Here is an 18,599-nt window from a genome sequence, read left to right as displayed (position 1 = left end):
CAGGCGCAGGCTGAGCCCCGTCTAAGCAATGCCGCCTATAGCAGTGGAAAAAGCGCGACGCGGGTTGCGTGCGCCACATGATGCAACGGGGGCAGCCGCCGCAGGCACCAGCCTTATTCGGCGGAACTAGTCGGTGCCGTCAGCTCAGCTCGAAAGACTGGTCGATGGCATGGGTCAGCGCTGACGCGGGCCCCGCGAATGACAGCTCAATGCCCGATGTTGCGTAGGACATCTCGACCTCTCCCATCGCGGCGAGGGTTGCACTGATCAAACGCGAGCCGAACCCCTTGGAACTCGGTCCTCGCACAGGCGGCCCGCCAAGTTCGCGCCAGGACAGTTTGAAGAGCTGGTCGGGCATAAACTCCCAATTGACCTCTACCCGTCCCGACGGAGTACTGAGCGCGCCGTATTTGGACGCATTGGTTGCCAGTTCATGGAACACCAATGCGAACGACAATGCGGCCTGTGGCGATATCTCGAAGTCTGGACCAGCGAACCGGGTTTGCTGCCCGTCAGCGTCATGAACACTGGTGGATGTCTCGACAAGTTCGTGAAACATCGCGCTGCGGAAATCGGTTGCAAGCAGCAAATCGTGCGCCCGCGCCAGGGCACCGAACCGCTCGATCAGTTGATCCCGAACCGGCACCATTTCGGGGAACGGCCGCATGGTTTGCGAAACGATCGACTGCAGCACGGCAATGGTGTTCTTGACCCGGTGCGCCAACTCGCGGGTCATCAGGCGTTGGCGCGCCGCGGCTTTCTCCATCTCGAGCAGGTGATCGCGCGTTTGGAACTGGCGAGCGCGCCCACCCAGCGCCCATTGAACGGCGCTGACCAGGGTGGTGGAGCCCATTGGCTTTTCCAGCACCATGACATTGGTCAGTTCCGCGGGGAGCAGGGACAGTGGCGCTTTCGCAGACAATTCGCTGTTGCGTCGGCTGACGATGAAAACAAAGGGATAGGAGGACCAGGAGGGCTGTTGCTGCAGCGCCTGGATCAGAGCGGTCCAGTTTCTCGGCGCCATTGCCTCTTCGGTGAGGACCACAGCTCCGGTATCTTCTCCCAAGGCTGCGGCGAGTTCCTCGAGATTACCCACAATGCCGGTACGAACATGGTGGCGCTGCAGGATGCCGCAGACGTTTTGTGCATCACGTCCTTGCGTCGCGAGGACGTGGACGACCTCACTCCGCAGCGGCATCGACGCGGTTTTCCATTAGTCGGCTTTGCTCACCCACGAACTCCGGTGTGCCCGTCAGCACGCCTCTGAACTCGGTCAGACGGGCACCGATGCGGATGCCTTCAGCATCGATCGCAAGCTCGCGGATCGAGTCCTCGTGAGAGCCGCTGCGGTTCTTGATGACTGAGATCGCTTTGCGCAACCGCCCCTCTGCTTCGAAAAACCTGAACAGCACCACGACGTCGGAGATGTAAGAGATATTGAGCTGGCTTGTGCCCATGGTCCCCACTAGCCCCATCTGCGCGTTTACGAGCAGGGTGAGTACCCCTTGCTGGCTGAGATAGGCCAGCAGCTCATGCAGCTGGAGCAGCAACTGCTTTTCCTCGGGCATTGAGACCAGATACCCGTTCATGCTGTCGATGATGATTATCTTGACCGCACGCGTTTCGACCTCTTCTCGCACCCGCCAGGCGAACTCCCCCGGGGTGATCTCAGCGGGATCCACTTGCTGCACTTTGAGCAGGCCGGACTCGATGTGAGGGGTGGGATCGAGGCCCATGCTCCTGCAACGGGCGAGTAGCGTGCCGATCCGCTCGTCGAATTGGTACATCGTCACCGCTTCGCCGCGTCCGCAGGCTTCCATGATGTACCGAATGGCGACCGTCGACTTCCCGGCACCGGCGGGTCCTGTGAGCAGGGCGCAGGTACCGCGCAGCGGGCCACCGCCCATCAGAGCGTCCAGTTCGGCCACCCCGCTCTTCACTGGCTCGCTATCGAAAGGGGTATGGTGCTGCGAGGCGATCAGGCGTGGGAAGACGTGCAATCCTCCCCGCTCGATCGTTACATCGTGAAAGCCGCCTATGAAATTGATGCCCCGCATCTTCTGCACCTGGAGGCGACGGCGAGCCGCACCAAACTCCAGCGTATTGCGTTCGAGCGTGACAACGCCATGCGCAAGAGAATGCAGGTGAGCATCGTGCGCGCCGCTCTCTCCGGTAAGATCGTCCACCAGCACGACCGTTATGTTCTTGCCGGCGAAATATTGCTTGAGCGAAAGGACCTGCCGCCGATACCGCAATGAATCCTGCGCCAGTAGCCGGAGCTCCGACAGACTGTCGAAGACCAGGCGCGTCGGCCCGATTTCCTCCACCCTGCTGATGATCAGATCGACGGTGGCGGTGAGCTCCACCTCCCAAGGATGGATGAGGGTTTGCTCACGACCATCGCCCAAGACGTCCGCCGCCGAGGATAGCTCGAACATGTCGATGTCGTCCAACGACCAGCCGTGAGAAACGGCAACTGCCTGGAGCTCTTCCGAGGTTTCCGAAAGCGTGATGTAGAGGCACTTCTCGCCCTGGCGAACACCTTCAAACAAATATTGCAGGCTGATCGTGGTTTTCCCCGAGCCGGGGGCACCTTCCAGCAGATACAGCCGACCGGGGGTAAGTCCGCCGCCCAGAACAATGTCTAACCCTGGGGTGCCGGTAGAAATCCTTGGGTCTGACATTTTCTGAATTTCTCCGGCGCGAACCGGGGCGTCGCTAGCCTGGGACGAACTCATATTTGAAGCGCCGCTCCGTGACAATTGTGATCCTTGTTACGAAGCAACAGGCATGGCCGCAGGAAAGTTGCTCCCCACTGTTAGGTTTTTGAGCCCAAGCTGGGCAGCATCCCTCAAGCTGCAACCAGGCACATATAGTCGCCCGGAGCTGAACGGCTAGGCTTGCCTGACCTTCGCTGCGGCTAAGGATTACGTGACAGTTCGCTGATCACGAATTGCAACGCAAGCGCATCGCGTGCCGTTCGGCTCCATTGATTACCCGAGGAGCAACGGCATGAAAGAGCGAATCCCGACCGTACTGGTCGCGGAGGACGAGCCCTTGCTCGCCCTCAATATCGAGATGGCTCTGGAAGATGCCGGGTTCAACGTCGTTACGGCAAACAGTGGCGACGCTGCCATAGAGCTGCTGGAGGCAAAACCGCAGCGTTTCTCCGCCGTGCTCACCGATATACGGATGCCTGGAAAGGCGGACGGTTGGGACGTTGGTCGCCGAGCCCGGGAGTTGCTCCCGACCGTGGCTGTGCTCTATGTGAGCGGCGACAGTGCCAGGATGTGGTGGTCCAAAGGAGTGCCGGGCAGCACAATGTTGTCCAAGCCCTTCCCACTCCACTCCGCGGTGGATTTTCTAGAGCAGCACATTTAAGCATTCCGGCCTGACAATGCGAAGCTAACGCACGTACGCGATCACCTCCAGAGAAGCGGACTTTAAGCAGCCCTCCATTTCCGCTCCTTGATGGTGGAGTGCGGGCACATCTTCCAACTGCTCCGCTACTTTTCGTATCTGGCGGAGAGGCGAGAGCAGAGCCGACTTGAACGAGTTCCCAGAGGCACGAGGGCCAATCAAAGCTCGATCGAACCCAAGGCTAGCACCATTCGGAACGTGCAGTTTCCTTCCCACCACATCGGGAAGTTGGTGCCCCACTTGTTGTTGTAGAGATTGCACCGCACGCCGGCACTGAAGTCCGGCCGTTCCGGCTGAAAGGCAAGGAAGGGCGAGAGCGCGGGCGCGACAAGCGCACTATCGAGCACTTGCAAGACCATACGCTCATCGCCCCAGCGAGCACTGACCGCCTCGACCGCTTGCAGTTGTCCGCCGCCACCCCGGACGATGTTCTCCGCCTCGTTCCATTGCCCCAGCTTGCGCAAGGCCCAGCCGGTTGCCGCGGCGGGGGTGAAGTTCCAAAAGCCCGCCTCGGGCATTCGGTTTGCCGGCTTGTTCCGCAGCGTCAGTCTGATCTCGAGGCGCTGGTTATCGATGCTGCGGATCTCTACTTCGACCCGCTCGGGCGCGCCCAGGTCTCGGTGTGCATCCTCGGGCAAGGTACTGACTGCGACCTGCTCGCCCCCAACGCCTGTGAGCTTGGGCGCGAAGGTGGCCGTCCGGGCGGTTCGCACGCGATCAAGACCTGGCTTGTCATGGTCGAGGATTGCCCACTCCTGCCGATGCTGCAGATAGGTCCCCAGATGCTGCTGCAACGCCGCCCAATCATAACTCTCATGCCGGTAGCCCATCAGCGTACCGTCACGGCCCGCCAGCACCCGGCCATCGGGCGCGGTGATGCTGGTGATGTCCCCGGTCACCGGATCGAGCTTCGCGCTCCAGCCACCATCCCGCAGTTCCGAGCCATCCCTGAGCTCAGGCTCCGCTGCGGCAGTTAGTTCTTGCGACGCGGCCTGCGCGATAGCTTGGTCTGCCGGCGTAAGCTCGGCAACGGCGGTGTCGAGGTAGCCGCGCTGCTCCGCCCAGGATTTCTCTGCGTATTGGAAGCGGTAATCCGTTTGCCGCGCCTGCGCGAATTCCGGGCGGTCCCAGGCCGTCTCATCCCGGAGGTAGGTCTTGATGTCCACGCCCCAGGTGTGCTCGGCCACCATGGCGAGACCTCGCCCGAAAGCGAGCCGCTCCGGCGTCAGCGCCTCTTCGAAGCCGTCATAGACGCGCTGCAGCGCCCGGAACCGGGCAAGCTTTTCGGGATCGCTGGCGGTGCCGTAGATCCAGCTGTCGCCAATCTCCTTGGTGACGACGGGAAACTGCTCGCGCCGGGCCCACATCTCCGCGCCAAATGCGTCCAGCGTCGAGGCAACGATCTCTGCATCCGGTTGCTCGTGCCGCAGGTGCCGCAGTGCTTCCACCGTCTGGGCGACGCTTTGCGGGCCGACATTGTCGTTGGTGTGGGCAAAGCTCAGCCCCACATCGGCGCCGGCCGGGAAGTCAGTGGCGCCATAGGAGTTCTGGTACATCACCACCACTTCGCTGCCATCGGGCGCGCGCCACCGGAAGATTGGCGGCACCTCCGGCACGGGGCTCGCGGTATTGACGCCAAGATGGAGGAACCGCACGCCAGCCTCGGCCAGCAGCGGCACCATGCCCAGCGTATGACCTGGCACGTCGGTCATCTTGGCGGCGCTGGTGCTCTTTCCAAATCTTTGGTCCAATTCCCTTGCATAGCTCAGCCCGGCGCGGAACAGGGCAGGGGACATGAGTTCGGTGTGGGTGGTAAAGGGCAGGGCATGCCAGGTGATCAGCCCGCGCTCAATGGCTTGTTCCAGGCGCTTCACCCGTTCGGGCGATTGCGAGTTGAGATGATCCCAGATCAGCCAGGCGCCCGTGGTCCAGATGAACAGGGGCCGCTCCGGGTCCTCGGCATAGAAATGCTCGCCCGTGCTGATCGCCTGCGGAATGAACTGCTCATGATACTGCCGCCGGACCTTGGCGGCATGGTCGGTGAAACCAATGTCGAGATGCGTCTTGAAGATCAGGTGGATGCGCTTGTCGCTCATGGGTCAGCCTACGGTGCCGCGGACAACGAGGCTGGTCTGCAGCGTTTCTTGGAGGGAGGGAGCAGTCGGGTCGGCAAGGCGCCGGAGGATTAGCCGGACTAGCGCCCGAACGCGTTCGTTGAGGTCGAACTTCACCGTGGTCAGATTGTAGCTCTTCCAGTGCGACTGGGCGATGTCGTCGAAGCCGACCACCTTGACGTCCTCGGGCACGCGCAGCACCAGTTCATGCCGCAGGGCATCGATGGCCCCGAACGCGCCGACGTCATTGGCCGCAAAGATGGCATCCACGCCCTTGCCGATGCGGAACAGGTCGATCGTCGCCGCATAGGCCTTGTCGTAGCTGAAATCGCCAGGCGCCACGATCGGCGGAGCCATGCCGCGATCGGCAAGCACTTCACGCAGCATTGCCTCACGCGCCACGTTAGCTCGTGATTTGGCAACGCCCGATACATAGGCGATCCGCTTCACCCCATATCCCTGCAGCAGCGCCACGGCCTGTTCGACACCAGTCCGCTGCAACACGTTGAGCCGATCAAAGAGCGGCCCGTCGGCGGGTGGCGGCGCTTCTTCTCCCGGCCGCGCATAGTGAATGTAGATGGGCACGGCCCGGTCGAGGACGCGTGCCAGTGTCGTCGGCTTGACGTTCTCGACGAAGGCGATCACCGAGTCAGGATTGAAGCCGCGCATATAGGCCAAAAGCCGCTCGTCCATGCTGTAGTCGGTGCGTGTCTTGAACAGCAGCGTAGCGAACCCTTCGTTTTGCAGCGCTGTCGTCAGCGCGTCGATCTCCTGGCTTTCCCAGTGACTGCACACATCCGGCACGATAATCCCCACTAGGTGCGAGCGGCCACTGACCAGCGCCCGTGCTGCTCGGTCCGGCGTATAGTTTAGCTCCTGCGCAACCTTGAGGATCAGCGCCCGCTTCTCGGGCTTGAGCGAGGTGTGCGGGTTGAAGGCGCGCGACACCGCTACCCGCGAGACATTGGCGCGCCGGGCCACCATTTCGGCGGTGGCGCGCCGGGGCGCTAGACTGCCGCTCTCGCTCATCTCGTTCCTCCACACCACCATGTCAATGAAATCGTGTTCACTTCTCTCCGATGTGCCACGTCACCTGTCAAGCTGACGGTCGATGGCCCGGCTATACAATTCTTCCCAGATTGTCACAGCAGCTTCGCAAAACCTTGCCATGGGTGACAGTGCATCCACAGGGCGTTCTCCGTCGGCGAATTCTCCGCATTGACGGAAAATGAAAACGTGTTCATTCTTCACCGGTCTCTTAACGGCGTTGCCGGAGACCAACACCGGCTACCGGAGAATTCGGAGCCACCACATGGGAGGATTTTTGCGATGAGCAATCGTCTGCGTAGTCTTGCATTGGGTCTTGGCGCTGCCACGGCTCTGGTCGGCCCGGCCTTTGCCGTGGATCTCGATATTACCTGCCGCTGCGTGGTTGGCGGCGTCAACAGCGCCACCGCCGAGTGGATCGAAAACAGCGTCATTCCGGCGTTCGAGGAAGCCAATCCCGACGTCAACGTCACGCTCAACCAGTTTGGCGGCGAAGACGCCCAGCTCACCCAGCAGCTGGCGCTCGATTTCTCCACCGGCGCGGGTCCCGACGTCTCGGCTTTCGATGGTTTCCTGATCCCCAGCTTCGTAGAGGGAGGCCTGCTCAAGCCGCTCCACGAAGTCGCCGGCGAGGAAGTCAACGACTGGTCCGGCTGGGAAGCGTTGTCGGAAGGCTCGCGCGCCCTGATGGAATACCAGGGCGACTATTACGGCATTCCGCTCGGCACCGACGTGCGCATGCTTTACACGCGCAAGGACATGCTGGCCGAAGCTGGTATCGACGCCGACACCTGGCAGCCCACCTCATGGGAAGAGATCCTCGAGGCCGGCCGCGCGGTCAAGGAAGCCTTCCCAGAAAGTTTCCCCATCCAGCTCAACGCCGGCGTTGCCATGGGCGAAGCCACCACCATGCAGGGCTACTGGCTAGCGCTGCTCGGCACCGGCGAGCGCGTCATGCAGGACGGCAAGTACGTGGTCGAAAGCCAGGGCATTCTCGATACCCTCAACCTCTACAAGACCATCTATGTCGACGAAGAGCTCGGCGACCAACGCGCCCAGCTCCTGGCTGACGGCCGGAACCGCTCCTTCGCCAATTTCCGCGATGGCGTCACGGCACTGCTGTTGGAGGGCGATTACTTCTACCGCTCGGTCACCCCGGAGGGCTCCGAATTCGCCGTCGACAACCGTGATGAGGTCATGGGCTGGGCCAAGATCCCGGCGCAGGAACCCGGTGCTGGCATCAACGGCCAGGATTTCGTCACTATCTCGGGCGGCACGGGCTTTGTCCTCAATCCTGCCACCGAGCATCCGCAGGAAGCCTGGGCGCTGCTCTCGTTCATGAACGAGCCCGAAATGCAGAATGCCTTCCAGCAGCTGCAACCGCGCATCACTGCGCGCACCGATATCGAGATCCCCAACAGCCCGTTCCTGACCGAGGTCAGCCAGACGCTGCTCCCGCTCACCACGGCACGTCCGAACGATCCGGACTACAATGCGGTCTCGTCTGAAATCCAGCGCATGACCGAGTCCGTTGTTTCGGGCGAACTCTCGCCGGAAGAAGCCATGGCTCAGTACAAGTCTGCGGTCACCGCCATTGTTGGCGAGGAAAACACCGTCAGCCTGCTCTGATCGATGCTCCCGGCGCCCTCCTGATCCGCGGATCACCAGGCGCCGGGAGCGCTGTTTTCACGCTTCCTCCCTGGAAGGGCCGGGTGGGGGCGGCGCCAGCCGCAAGTTTCCAGACGCCCCACCCACGCTCTTCTCGGGAGCTTTCCCGTCATGCTCCGGAACACCCATGTCCACTGAAGCCGGCCAGCCCAGGCGCAAGGTCCGCAATTTTGCTCTGCTCTCCACGCGCGCCGGCGCCGCCTTCCTCACGCCTGCCGGGCTGCTGGTCGCGATCTTTGTCATCGCCCCCTTCTTCTGGGTGATCTTCGTCTCCTTCACTAACCGCACCTTGCTGGGACGGACCGCGCTCAACCCAGAGTTCGTCGGTTTCGCCAACTATTTTGCACTGTTCGATCCGTCCAACTTCTTCCAGCGCGGCCAGTTCGGCTTCTCACTGATCCTCACGACGCAATTCGTGCTCGCTTCGGCCTTGATCGGCCAGGCCCTCCTGGGGTTGCTTTTGGCCTGGCTCATCCAGACCGTGCCGCCCGTGATCAAGCGGATCACCGAGACCTTCGTTATTGCCGCCTGGATCCTCCCCGAAGTGGTGATCGGCTTTGCCTGGTTCGCCTTTCTCGATCGGGATCAGGGCACGCTCAACATGCTGCTCACGAGCCTGGGGCTGCCGCCCGGCGATTTCCTGCTCGACCAGCCCTTCTGGGTCATCGTGGTGTTCAACACCTGGCGCGGTGCTGCCTTCTCCATGATGCTGTTCAGTTCGGCCTTTTCCTCCATCCCGCCCAGCTACTTCCAGGCGGCAGATGTGGCAGGTGCATCCTCCTGGCAGAAGTTCCGCGATATCGGCCTGCCGCTTATTCGCGGCCACATCGTCACCGATCTCATCCTCATCACAATGTGGACGTTCAACACCTTCACGCCGTTCCTGCTCACCAATGGCGGGCCGAGCTATCGCACCGAACTGGTCAGCATCTACAACTACCGCGTGGCCTTCCAGGACTTCCAGTTCGGCAAGGGCGCAGCCGTGGGCGTCATCATGATGCTCATCAATCTCGCCTTTGCGCTGGTCTATCTCAGCATCGGCCGCAAAAAGAAGGCGCCCCGCACATGAAGCTGACCCTGCCGGCCTTCTTCGGGCGCCTCGCCTTTTCAGCCCTAGCCGCCTTGATCGGTGCCGCCTTTGCCTTGCCGCTCCTGTGGTTCATCTTTGCGCCCTTCAACGCGCGCGCAGAGCTGGGGCTCGCCATGCCCGAGCCGTGGACCCTCTCCAACTTCGTCACTGTGTTCGGCAACAACTTCGCCGTTCGGGCGCTCTGGAACAGTCTCATCCAGGCAGTGGGTGGCGTCATCCTCGTCGGGGCCGCCGCGACGCTGGCGGCCTACGCACTGTCGCGTTCATCCATCCCGGGCAAGGGTGCAGTCACTTATGTGCTGCTGCTTTTTTCCTCGGTCGTGTCGGGGTCGGCGGCCATGGTGCCGATCTTTCTCATCATCTCCTCGATGCGCCTGATCGACACTCACATCGCGGTGATCCTCACCTTCGCCGGCGGTCTCTTGCCGACCGCCATGTTCATCCTGCGCGACTTCATCGACTCCATCCCCAAATCCTATGAGGAAAGCGCCATGGTGGCTGGCGCGTCGCCGGTCCAGGCCTTCTTCGATGTGGCGCTGCCGGTCATCCGCCCTGGCATCGTAGTGGTGGTCGTCTGGGGCTTCGTAAACATCTGGGGCAGCTTCCTCATCCCATTTATTCTCCTGCGCAGCGACGATCAGATGCCAGCTTCAGTCGCCATCTACTCCTTCTATTCCGAAGCGGGCACGCCCATTGTCACACTGCTGGCAGCCTATTCGCTCATCTACTCACTCCCCGTCATCGCCCTTTATCTCTTCGTCAGCTGGAAGTTCGGCTTCCGGTTCTTTGGCGGCATCAAGGCCTAACCGCTCATGGCATCTGTCGAATTCCAGAACGTCACCAAAACCTTCAACAGCTTCAATGCTGTGGCCGATGTAAGCTTTTCCGTGGGCGATGGGGAGTTTGTCTGCCTGCTGGGCCCCTCCGGCTGCGGCAAGACCACCAGCCTGCGCATGATCGCCGGCCTCGAGACCCCGACCTCGGGAAAGGTGCTGATCGGTGACGAGGACGTCACCCATCATCATCCCAAGGACCGCCAGATCTCTATGGTCTTTCAGGATTATGCGCTCTATCCGCACATGAACCTGGCGGACAACATCGCCTATCCACTCAAGGTGCGGGGCGAAGCCGTGGCCAAACGTCATGGCCGCGCCAAGGAAGTGGCTGATGTGCTCAAGATTGGCCATCTGCTCGATCGGCTACCCAGCCAGATTTCCGGCGGCCAGCAACAGCGCACTTCGCTGGCTCGGGCCCTGGTCTATCCTTCCAAGGTCTATCTCTTCGACGAGCCGCTCTCGAACCTCGATGCCAAGCTGCGCCTCGAAGCGCGCGGCTTCCTCAACCACTTGCAGCGCGACATGGGCATGACGGCAATCTACGTCACCCATGACCAGGCCGAGGCAATGGCGCTCGCCACCCGCATCGCCGTGATGGACCAGGGCAAGATCGTTCAATACGCTTCGCCCATCGAGATCTACCGCCGCCCCTCCACCACCTTCGTGGCCAATTTCGTCGGCAACCCACCCATGAACCTGGTCGAGGTGGAGGCTGCGCAGCTCGAGGGGCAACTGCAATTGCGAGCCGACGGCATCTCCGTTTCGGCCCTGCCCATGTCCGATGCCATCGGCAAAGCGCTGGCCACCAGCCCCAAGCTCACGCTCGGCATTCGACCCGAACACCTGAACATTGGCGCGGGCAGCGGACCCAACACCATCGCGGGCGAACTGTTCGCCAACGAAAATATGGGGCCTGAAAGCCTCGTCACCATCGAGCGAGGCGGCGACAATCCACGCGTCACCGCCCGCATTTTCATCGATGACCACCTCGATATCGGCAAGAGCGTTCAGCTCGGCTTCGACAGCCAGCACGTCCACCTCTTCGACAGCACCGGCCACCGTATCCCGGCAGTGGGGGAGTGAATTGCGAGCGACCTCTATCCTAGCTGTGACCGAGTGGCTCCCTGACCGCGGGGGCGCCGATCAACCACAGATGCTCCTCCCCCTTTTAGGGGGAGGTTGGGTGGGGGTAGCCGCTAGGCTCCAACACGCGGGCGGCAGATGACCACCATCACCGCTCACATCACCCGCGCTGATCAGTCGGCCAATCCCTATTACTACATCCCCTTCGACGTACCGGTCGGCACCACCCGCATCGATGTCACACTCAGCTACCCCAAGGCCGAGGACTGCGTCATCGACCTGGGCGCCTTCGACCCGCGCGACACCGGCTACCCTGCCAATGAGGGCTTCCGCGGCTGGAGCGGTGGCGCTCGCGAGCATTTCTTCATCGCCACCGACGACGCCACGCCCGGCTATGTGCATGGCGAGATCCAGCCGGGCCGCTGGAATGTCATCCTGGGGCTCTACAAGATCCCCGAGCAGGGCGCCGAGGCCAGCGTCACCATCAGCCTCGACAACACCGAACGCCGCATCGAGCCGCAGCCGGCGCGTACCTTTCCGGTTCGCCAGGGGCGAGGGTGGTATCGCGGCGACCTTCACTGCCACACTTTCCATTCCGACGCGCGTGGCGCCCCTGAACTGCTGCACGAGGCAGCGCGGCAGGCCGGGCTCGATTTTCTCGCGGTAGCCGATCACAACACCATCACGCAGCGGCGTTACTTCCACCCACAATCCTCGCCGGACCTCGTCTTCGTCCGGGCCATGGAGGTCACCACCGCCACCGGCCACGCCAATGTCTATGGCGTGGACGAGTGGATCGACTTCCGCATGACACGACCCGCCGACGCCCACAAGCTGGCGCAACTGGTCCATGACAAGGGTGGGCTGCTCTCCATCAACCACGACAAACCAACCATCCCCTGGGACTACGACTTCCCTGAAGCGGACTGCCAGGAGGTCTGGCAGTCGACCTGGCTGGCCTGGAACTGGATCTCGCTCGAGCGCTACCAGCGGCGCCTCGCCGCAGGCATGAAGCTCTCCGCCATCGGCGGCTCGGACTTCCACCAGCCCGATCGCCTCATGCCGGAAGGTCCTCTGGTGCTGGCCCGACCCACCACCGTCCTGTGGCTCGATGAGCTTTCCGAAGATGCCATCCTCGGCGCCATGAAGCGCGGCCATGGCTACATCACCGAGAGCCCAACCGGTCCCCATCTCGAAATCAGCACCGGCACAACAGGTATGGGCGGCACTGCACCACAGTTAGACCAGGTTTGTGCAACAGTCCGAGGTGCAAAAGGGGACCTCCTGATGCTCATTGATGCAGTGGGAACCGTCCGCATCTCCACCATCGGCAGCGACGACTGGGCGATCACCTTAGTGCCTGAGCGGGCAGAGAAATTCCTGCGCGCCGAGATCGTCGCGGCCGCCAGTCGCGAGCGTCTTTTGGCCGAGCTAACGGCTGCCATGGGGGCGCGCGAGCTACCCTGGCAACTCAAGGGCAGCAATCTCGCCGAGCAACCCATTCGCCGCGCGATCAGCAATCCAATCTACGTGGACGGCTAAGCACTCAATCCTGGAAAACCGCCATGCTTATCGGCAACGCACCCTGCTCCTGGGGCATCAACTACCCAACCGGCAACACCTACTCCTGGCAGCAATACCTAGATGAAGTTGCCCAGGCCGGTTACCGAGGCACCGAGTTGGGGCCGTTCGGTTTTCTCCCCAACGATCCCATTCTCCTGCGCGAAGAATTGGCGCAGCGCGGCCTGACCATGATCGGCGCCACCCACGTCCACGCCTTCTCCGACGCCGCTTCGGGTCCGCAACTGCTCGCCACGTTGGCGGAGCTGGCTGACCTGCTCGTCAGCCTCGAAGCACAGCATCTGGTAGTCATGGACGAGTCCAATGCCTACCCGCCGGGCCAGGAGGGTGTGCTCGACGAGAGCGGATGGCAGGCGCTCACTGCCCTGTTAAGGGATGCACAGCAGGTGGTGGAAGGGGAGCATGGGCTCAAGCTCAGCTTTCACCCCCATATTGGCACCGCAGTCGAGCGGGAGGCGCAGATCGACCGGCTGCTCGCCGAAACAGACATCGATCTCTGTTTCGACACCGGGCACCACGCATTCTGGGACCAAGACCCAGTCGCCTACATGGAAAAGGTCTTCCCTCGCATCGCCTACATGCACCTCAAGAATGTGGATCCTACTGTCCGCGCGCGTGTCCTCGATGGCACGCTCTCGGTAGCAGAGTCTTATGGGGCAGGGGTGATGTGCCCGCTGCCTGACGGAGCGGTCGACATCCAGGCGGTGATGCGCGTGCTGCAGGCTCGCGCATTTACCGGCCCCATCGTGGTCGAACAGGACGTCGCCGAAACCATGAGCGAAACCCCGCTCGAGCTGGCCGCTCGCAACCTCGCTTTTATGAAGGCGATCACGCCATGAGCAACCCGATCAAGGTGGGGCTGATTGGCCTGGGTGAAGTCGCCCAGCTCATGCACCTGCCGCTGTTGGCGGACGACAGCCGCTTTCGCGTCACCGCGATCACCGACGTGTCGCCCAGCCTGGTCGGCTATGTGGCGGAGCGCTACGGCATTCCCACACGTCATCAGGACGCGGCGAGCCTGATCGCCGACCCGACCATCGACGCCGTTTTCATCCTGACGCCGGACCACCTGCACGCCGAGCTGCTGGAGCAGGCGATCCGGTCCGGCAAGCACGTCTTCATTGAAAAGCCCGCCTGTTTGACGGCCGAGCAGCTGCGCCCCATCCTCGACATCGCGCAAAGGCCCGGCCAGATCGTCTTCGTCGGCTACATGCGCCGGTTCTCGCGGCCCTTTCTTGAACTCAAGAAGCGCCTGCCGCCGCTCCCGGCCATTCGTCATGTTCGGGTGCGCGACATCATCCGCGAGGCGCCGTTCTTCGTCCGCCAGACCCGCAATGTCTTTAAACCCGACGACTTGGCGCCCGAACTCATCGCTGAAGGTCGGGCGCGGACCCAGTCCATGCTCCACTCGGTTATGGGCGAGGATTGCCCGCCCGACGCACTCCGTGCCTACCAAGTGCTCACGGGCCTCTCCTCCCACAGCTTTTCGGCCATGCGGGATCTGTTAGGCGCGCCAAAAAGCTGTTCTTACGCCGTTCAGCATGGCGGTGAAACTGTGGTTGCCGTTTTTGACTACGGCCATTTTACCGCGGTTTATGAAGCAGTTATCGACGAGGTTTCACGCTTTGATGCCGGTATCGAAGTGCTCACAAACAACCAGCATTTCAAGCTAAACTACGACACACCCTATATCCGCAACCTGCCCACGCGCCTGGAAATCACCACCTCCAGCGACAGCGAAACAGGCACCGAAATTATCGGGCCGGTTTACGAAGACCCTTTCCGCATCGAGCTCTCGGCCTTCTACGACAGCATCACTAGCGGCCAGCCCGGACGAACGACCCTCGAAGACTCCCTTCAGGATCTCATGCTGTTCAAGGACGTTGCCCGACACTTTCATTCGTCCAGCACATAGATTTCGACGTAGCGAGTAGCTCCTAGTGATTGCGCCACCTGATTGGGCTCTCTCCGGCGCGACAGTGAGCATACGGGCTGACTAATTCGATGATGCCAGTAGGTATGATTGGCACATGGCGATCAGCTGGCGTCGGATGTCCATCTGCACTGAGTGAGGCAGGTTGCGTTCGAACACATTGCGAACAGTGCCGAAGACCACCGATATCAGGGTGGTGTTCACGAGGGAAATGTCGGCATAGTGTGCATCTGAGGCACTCCCCAACATCGCCGCCGTAGCAGCATCCATGCGCGCAGAGAAAGCTCCGATGAGTGCCGAGTTATCGAGTTCGACGACGGAAGTGTAGAGCGCCCGAGTCACATCGCTGCGTTCTGTTTTGGCCTCCCAATAGGAGGTGACAAGGGCCTCCATCATTGTGGCTGTAGGGGCTCCGTGCTGCTCCAAGCACGCCCTCTCCATACGCTGGGCGAGTAGCTCGAGATATCGCTCGTTAAGCGCATAGAGCAACGCCTGTTTGTGCGGGAAGTACTGATACATGGTCCCGACCGAGACGCCGGCCCGAGCGGCGACTCGGGTCGTCGTCAACCGGTGTATGCCGTCGCTCAGCAAAACCTGAATAGTCGCCTCGAATATAGCTTCGACCGTGATCTCTGAGCGAGCCTGACGCGGCTTTTTCCGGGACTTCAGGTGCAAGGGGGGTGTTGCGTCCATATGCGAATCCTCAAAGCGAACAATCCTTCATATATTTCCGGTGGGTCCAAAACACCAATTGGAGAAGGATTTCCATGACAGATACGAACCGCATCGCCCTTGTCACCGGCGCCAACAAAGGGATCGGGCTGGAGATTGCACGCCAGCTTGCGCAGGCTGGTGTGACGGTTCTGCTCGGCGCGCGCGATACGGCGCGCGGAGAGCAGGCTGCATCCATGCTCGTCGCAGCAGCACTGACCGTCAAACCCATCAAAATCGACGTCAATGACAATGCTACCATCACCGCTGCCGCCGAAGAAATCTCAAACACTTACGGGCGGTTGGACATTCTGGTGAACAATGCCGGCATCGTGGATGCCGCTGACGGTCCACCGTCGGTCGCTGCGGTCGCTGCGGCCCGCAGGCTAATGGAGACCAATTTCCTAGGCACCCTCGCAGTCACCCAAGCCATGCTGCCCTTGCTGCGTCGATCCCAAGCTGGTCGGATCGTCAATCTCTCGACCACGTTGGGCTCGCTTGCAATCAACGGTGACCCAACCTCTCCGTACTATGATGCACGGTTGATCGGCTACAATGCCTCCAAGGCAGCGCTCAACATGCTTACGGTGCAGTTGGCAGCTGAACTCAAGGATGCACCGATCGTCGTCAACTCCGTGGCACCCGGCTACGTCAGAACGGACCTGACCGGCCACAACGGCTTCATGACGCCCGCTGAGGGCGCGCGCCTGCCGGTCGAATACGCCCTGCTAGGCGAGGATGCCGTTTCCGGCCGCTTTGTGGAACCACAGGGCACCGCTCCCTGGTAGCCTAACCAAAATTACGGCTCGGAGCGTTGACCGGGTAAAACGCACGCTTTACACTTCACTCCATGGACAAGCGCGAGATCATCATCGCCGGCGCGAGTAGTGTATTCGAGGCAAGTGGGTTCCGTGGGGTTGGCGTCGATGCAGTGCTCGCACCCTCGGGGGCGTCGACGCGCACGCTTTACAAGCACTTTGGCTCACGCGACGGATTAGTGCGAGCGGTGCTGGAGAAGCGGCATCGACACTTCATGGCGCGGCTGGAAGGGAAGAACCCAGCTGATCCTTTTGCGGACCTCTTCGACCAGTTGCAGCTTTGGCTGGATGAGCATGGGGCACGCGGCTGCATGCTGTTGCGGGCGCGCAGCGAATATGCCGGCGCTAGCGCGGAGATAGTGGCTCTTGTGCGCACGCAGAAGGCGGAATTCGAGCGCGAGATTGCCCGGCGCGTCGCTCAAAACCTGGGACGCGAAGATCCGGCTCTGGCGGTGCAGATATGGCTGCTGTTTGAAGGCGCGACGGCGGCGGCGAGTGTGTCGGCGAACGCCGTCGTGGGCGAAGCGAAGCGGGCGGCCAGCGCGCTTGTGGCTCTTGCAAAAGAGCGGTCGCAATGAGGGGCAAGGTCAACTTGGTTGCTGCCGCTTTCGCGCTCACCGCTCTCACCTATGGCCTGGCGCGGTTTGCCTATGGACTGATGCTGCCCGATATCCGTCGCGATCTCGCGATTGACGCGGCAGGTGCTGGATGGATTGGGGGTGGTGCCTTTGCTGCCTACTGTCTCGGCATCGGCGCAACATTCATGGTTGGCACCAAGTTTAGCTCTCGCCAGCAGACCGTTGTTGCCGGCATCCTTGCGGTCAGTGGCTTGGCGCTTGCCGCATCCGCAGCATCGGCCTGGACCCTGGGCTTGGCGATGGCACTGGCGGGCTTAAGCACTGGGCTGACCTCGCCACCCCTAGCAACAGCGGTGGCACAGACCTTCGACTCCATGCAGCGACCTCGGGCTAATGGCGCAATCAACGCCGGCACGGCCGCAGGCATCATCTTTTCTGGCGTTGCGGTCATCTTGTTTCCGGGCAGTTGGAGGGGCCTCTATATTCTCTTCGCGAGCATCGGTGCTGGCGTGAGCGTCTGGCTCATTTTCGTCATGCCTCAGCGCGCGAACGACGACCAAACCTCCAGAGTCTCGCTGCAGCATCTAAGCCGCGTTGGTACGGCCAAGCTGTGCATCAGCGCTCTGCTGGCGGGAGCAGCCAGCACTGCAGTTTGGACCTTTGGCGCTAATGTCCTGCGGGAGGATGCGCACTTCACAGACGTGCAGATTGCCACGGCGTGGATCGTGTTGGGCGTTGCCGGTATCGTCGGGATCGGAACGGGGATACTGACCGGGCGCTTCGGTACCGCTCGCGTTCACCGCTTCGCCATCGGCGGCATGGCGCTGTCGCTGGTCGGACTTGCGCTAGCGCCGCAAGCGCCATGGCTCGGCTTTGCGGTCATGGCCGTGTTCGGGTTCGCCTATATTGTGTCGAGCGGGGTATTCCTGTTGTGGGGCATCGAGCTCTATGCCGACCAGCCTGCATTCGGGCTGGGCCTGCCGTTCCTGATGCTTGCACTTGGGCAAACAATAGGCGCGCCGCTATTCGGGACGCTTTGGGACAACATGGGCAGCGCTCCAGCGCTCGGATGCTTCGCGGTTCTCATGTGCACGGCCTTGCTCTGGTCCCCTGGTCCCGCCGCCCCGCTTTGGCTTCATCGTCCCGTAGCTGGATAGCGTTTCCAGTTGAAGCCGAATGCACGAACAGCCAGGTGCGGAAGGGGCCCGACCGTGCCAGGCCCCGGCGCATCATGCGGGGTAAGCGGGCACGTCGAGGACCCAAGTCACGCCGAACTTGTCCTTGACCATCCCATAAAGCTTGGCCCAGCCGGACTGCGCCAGCGGTTGGATAATTGTTGCGCCCTCGGTGAGCTTTTTCCAATAGGCGGAGATCTCGTCAGCGTCAGCGCCCCGCACAGAAACGAAGAAGGGGATCTCGCCTGCATCGAAAGGCATGGCAGCGGGGACGTCGTACGCCATGAGGGCGAAACCGTCCGTCGAGACCACCTGACCCCAGCTGACTAGGTTCGCTTCCGCCTCATCTGTCGTGCCATAGGCCTGGGCGTGGGTGACGATGGCGACATCGCCTACGAACACGCTCGCATAGAAGCTCAACGCCTCGCGTGCCTGACCGCGGAAGTTGACGTGGGCGACTGTTTTCACTGCCATTTGCAGCTCCTTTGAGGTTTGGAATGCTGCGGGTATAAGGCAGTCCAACTGACACTTTCCGGCAGTTGGAG

At 61.7% G+C, this 18,599-nt stretch carries 17 protein-coding genes; 11 read left to right on the top strand and 6 right to left on the bottom strand.

The features are described 5' to 3' along the window. Nucleotides 1–139 precede the first annotated feature (139 nt). Nucleotides 140–1,198, bottom strand: a complete 1,059-nt coding sequence (locus QOV41_RS12185; protein ID WP_284576911.1) for a sensor histidine kinase — start codon at nt 1,196–1,198, stop codon at nt 140–142. Beyond that, nucleotides 1,182–2,684, bottom strand: coding sequence for an ATPase domain-containing protein (locus QOV41_RS12180; RefSeq protein WP_350149806.1), 1,503 nt, complete (start codon nt 2,682–2,684; stop codon nt 1,182–1,184). Before QOV41_RS12180 ends, QOV41_RS12185 begins: the two co-directional genes overlap by 17 nt. A 328-nt stretch (nt 2,685–3,012) precedes the next feature. Between QOV41_RS12180 and QOV41_RS12175 the strand changes: the two genes are divergently transcribed. After that, the gene (locus tag QOV41_RS12175) at nt 3,013–3,381 is read left to right on the top strand and encodes a response regulator (protein WP_284576909.1); all 369 of its coding nucleotides are present in this window, start codon (nt 3,013–3,015) and stop codon (nt 3,379–3,381) included. Between the two features lie 197 nt (nt 3,382–3,578). Here the strand turns inward: QOV41_RS12175 and QOV41_RS12170 are convergent, their stop codons facing one another. Beyond that, nucleotides 3,579–5,516, bottom strand: coding sequence for a DUF5054 domain-containing protein (locus QOV41_RS12170; protein WP_284576907.1), 1,938 nt, complete (start codon nt 5,514–5,516; stop codon nt 3,579–3,581). Between the two features lie 3 nt (nt 5,517–5,519). Further along, a complete protein-coding gene (locus QOV41_RS12165) occupies nt 5,520–6,563 on the bottom strand; it encodes a LacI family DNA-binding transcriptional regulator (RefSeq protein WP_284576905.1) in 1,044 nt (347 codons plus the stop codon). Between the two features lie 300 nt (nt 6,564–6,863). Here QOV41_RS12165 and QOV41_RS12160 point away from each other — a divergent pair, with 300 nt between their 5' ends. From QOV41_RS12160 to QOV41_RS12130, 7 genes are all read left to right on the top strand, one after another. Further along, complete coding sequence (locus tag QOV41_RS12160; protein WP_284576903.1) at nt 6,864–8,210, top strand: extracellular solute-binding protein; 1,347 nt, start codon at nt 6,864–6,866, stop codon at nt 8,208–8,210. A 166-nt stretch (nt 8,211–8,376) separates the two neighbouring features. After that, nucleotides 8,377–9,318 carry a carbohydrate ABC transporter permease gene (locus QOV41_RS12155; RefSeq protein WP_284576901.1) on the top strand — a complete coding sequence of 314 codons (942 nt, stop codon included), beginning with the start codon at nt 8,377–8,379 and terminating at the stop codon, nt 9,316–9,318. Continuing rightward, nucleotides 9,315–10,145 (top strand): carbohydrate ABC transporter permease, encoded by an 831-nt coding sequence (locus QOV41_RS12150; RefSeq protein WP_284576900.1) that lies wholly within the window; start codon nt 9,315–9,317, stop codon nt 10,143–10,145. Before QOV41_RS12155 ends, QOV41_RS12150 begins: the two co-directional genes overlap by 4 nt. Nucleotides 10,146–10,151: 6 nt before the next feature. Beyond that, nucleotides 10,152–11,258, top strand: a complete 1,107-nt coding sequence (locus QOV41_RS12145; protein WP_284576899.1) for an ABC transporter ATP-binding protein — start codon at nt 10,152–10,154, stop codon at nt 11,256–11,258. A 138-nt stretch (nt 11,259–11,396) separates the two neighbouring features. Next, nucleotides 11,397–12,800, top strand: coding sequence for a CehA/McbA family metallohydrolase (locus tag QOV41_RS12140; RefSeq protein ID WP_284576898.1), 1,404 nt, complete (start codon nt 11,397–11,399; stop codon nt 12,798–12,800). Between the two features lie 23 nt (nt 12,801–12,823). Then, a complete protein-coding gene (locus QOV41_RS12135; protein WP_284576896.1) occupies nt 12,824–13,678 on the top strand; it encodes a sugar phosphate isomerase/epimerase family protein in 855 nt (284 codons plus the stop codon). Beyond that, nucleotides 13,675–14,754: a Gfo/Idh/MocA family protein gene (locus QOV41_RS12130; RefSeq protein WP_284576895.1), complete on the top strand. Its 1,080-nt coding sequence runs from the start codon at nt 13,675–13,677 to the stop codon at nt 14,752–14,754. Before QOV41_RS12135 ends, QOV41_RS12130 begins: the two co-directional genes overlap by 4 nt. An 81-nt stretch (nt 14,755–14,835) precedes the next feature. Here QOV41_RS12130 and QOV41_RS12125 read toward each other — a convergent pair whose 3' ends face one another. After that, on the bottom strand, nt 14,836–15,465 hold the full coding sequence (locus QOV41_RS12125) for a TetR/AcrR family transcriptional regulator (protein WP_284576893.1): 630 nt from the start codon (nt 15,463–15,465) through the stop codon (nt 14,836–14,838). 74 nt (nt 15,466–15,539) lie between these two features. On the opposite strand from QOV41_RS12125, the gene QOV41_RS12120 reads away from it, so the two are divergent. The 3 genes from QOV41_RS12120 to QOV41_RS12110 all read left to right on the top strand — a co-directional run bounded on the left by QOV41_RS12120 (nt 15,540) and on the right by QOV41_RS12110 (nt 18,036). Next, nucleotides 15,540–16,271, top strand: coding sequence for an SDR family oxidoreductase (locus tag QOV41_RS12120; RefSeq protein ID WP_284576892.1), 732 nt, complete (start codon nt 15,540–15,542; stop codon nt 16,269–16,271). 62 nt (nt 16,272–16,333) lie between these two features. Beyond that, on the top strand, nt 16,334–16,879 hold the full coding sequence (locus QOV41_RS12115) for a TetR/AcrR family transcriptional regulator (RefSeq protein ID WP_284576890.1): 546 nt from the start codon (nt 16,334–16,336) through the stop codon (nt 16,877–16,879). After that, nucleotides 16,876–18,036 carry an MFS transporter gene (locus QOV41_RS12110; protein ID WP_284576888.1) on the top strand — a complete coding sequence of 387 codons (1,161 nt, stop codon included), beginning with the start codon at nt 16,876–16,878 and terminating at the stop codon, nt 18,034–18,036. The genes QOV41_RS12115 and QOV41_RS12110 overlap by 4 nt, the downstream gene beginning before the upstream one ends. Nucleotides 18,037–18,108: 72 nt before the next feature. On the opposite strand, the gene QOV41_RS12105 is transcribed toward QOV41_RS12110, so the two are convergent. Next, complete coding sequence (locus tag QOV41_RS12105; RefSeq protein ID WP_284576887.1) at nt 18,109–18,528, bottom strand: VOC family protein; 420 nt, start codon at nt 18,526–18,528, stop codon at nt 18,109–18,111. Nucleotides 18,529–18,599: the final 71 nt, after the last annotated feature.

The sequence above is a fragment of the Devosia sp. RR2S18 genome, assembly GCF_030177755.1.
GTDB lineage: Bacteria > Pseudomonadota > Alphaproteobacteria > Rhizobiales > Devosiaceae > Devosia > Devosia rhizosphaerae.
The sequence above is the reverse complement of the archived record's forward strand: the minus strand, read 5'-3'. Positions and strand labels throughout refer to the sequence as shown.

What these genes read in the sequence shown, in the direction of transcription:
- QOV41_RS12185 (WP_284576911.1), bottom strand. Translation starts at nt 1,198, where the DNA reads ATGCCGCTGCGGAGTGAGGTCGTCCACGTCCTCGCGACGCAAGGACGT.
- QOV41_RS12180 (WP_350149806.1), bottom strand. Translation starts at nt 2,684, where the DNA reads ATGTCAGACCCAAGGATTTCTACCGGCACCCCAGGGTTAGACATTGTT.
- QOV41_RS12175 (WP_284576909.1), top strand. Translation starts at nt 3,013, where the DNA reads ATGAAAGAGCGAATCCCGACCGTACTGGTCGCGGAGGACGAGCCCTTG.
- QOV41_RS12170 (WP_284576907.1), bottom strand. Translation starts at nt 5,516, where the DNA reads ATGAGCGACAAGCGCATCCACCTGATCTTCAAGACGCATCTCGACATT.
- QOV41_RS12165 (WP_284576905.1), bottom strand. Translation starts at nt 6,563, where the DNA reads ATGAGCGAGAGCGGCAGTCTAGCGCCCCGGCGCGCCACCGCCGAAATG.
- QOV41_RS12160 (WP_284576903.1), top strand. Translation starts at nt 6,864, where the DNA reads ATGAGCAATCGTCTGCGTAGTCTTGCATTGGGTCTTGGCGCTGCCACG.
- QOV41_RS12155 (WP_284576901.1), top strand. Translation starts at nt 8,377, where the DNA reads ATGTCCACTGAAGCCGGCCAGCCCAGGCGCAAGGTCCGCAATTTTGCT.
- QOV41_RS12150 (WP_284576900.1), top strand. Translation starts at nt 9,315, where the DNA reads ATGAAGCTGACCCTGCCGGCCTTCTTCGGGCGCCTCGCCTTTTCAGCC.
- QOV41_RS12145 (WP_284576899.1), top strand. Translation starts at nt 10,152, where the DNA reads ATGGCATCTGTCGAATTCCAGAACGTCACCAAAACCTTCAACAGCTTC.
- QOV41_RS12140 (WP_284576898.1), top strand. Translation starts at nt 11,397, where the DNA reads ATGACCACCATCACCGCTCACATCACCCGCGCTGATCAGTCGGCCAAT.
- QOV41_RS12135 (WP_284576896.1), top strand. Translation starts at nt 12,824, where the DNA reads ATGCTTATCGGCAACGCACCCTGCTCCTGGGGCATCAACTACCCAACC.
- QOV41_RS12130 (WP_284576895.1), top strand. Translation starts at nt 13,675, where the DNA reads ATGAGCAACCCGATCAAGGTGGGGCTGATTGGCCTGGGTGAAGTCGCC.
- QOV41_RS12125 (WP_284576893.1), bottom strand. Translation starts at nt 15,465, where the DNA reads ATGGACGCAACACCCCCCTTGCACCTGAAGTCCCGGAAAAAGCCGCGT.
- QOV41_RS12120 (WP_284576892.1), top strand. Translation starts at nt 15,540, where the DNA reads ATGACAGATACGAACCGCATCGCCCTTGTCACCGGCGCCAACAAAGGG.
- QOV41_RS12115 (WP_284576890.1), top strand. Translation starts at nt 16,334, where the DNA reads ATGGACAAGCGCGAGATCATCATCGCCGGCGCGAGTAGTGTATTCGAG.
- QOV41_RS12110 (WP_284576888.1), top strand. Translation starts at nt 16,876, where the DNA reads ATGAGGGGCAAGGTCAACTTGGTTGCTGCCGCTTTCGCGCTCACCGCT.
- QOV41_RS12105 (WP_284576887.1), bottom strand. Translation starts at nt 18,528, where the DNA reads ATGGCAGTGAAAACAGTCGCCCACGTCAACTTCCGCGGTCAGGCACGC.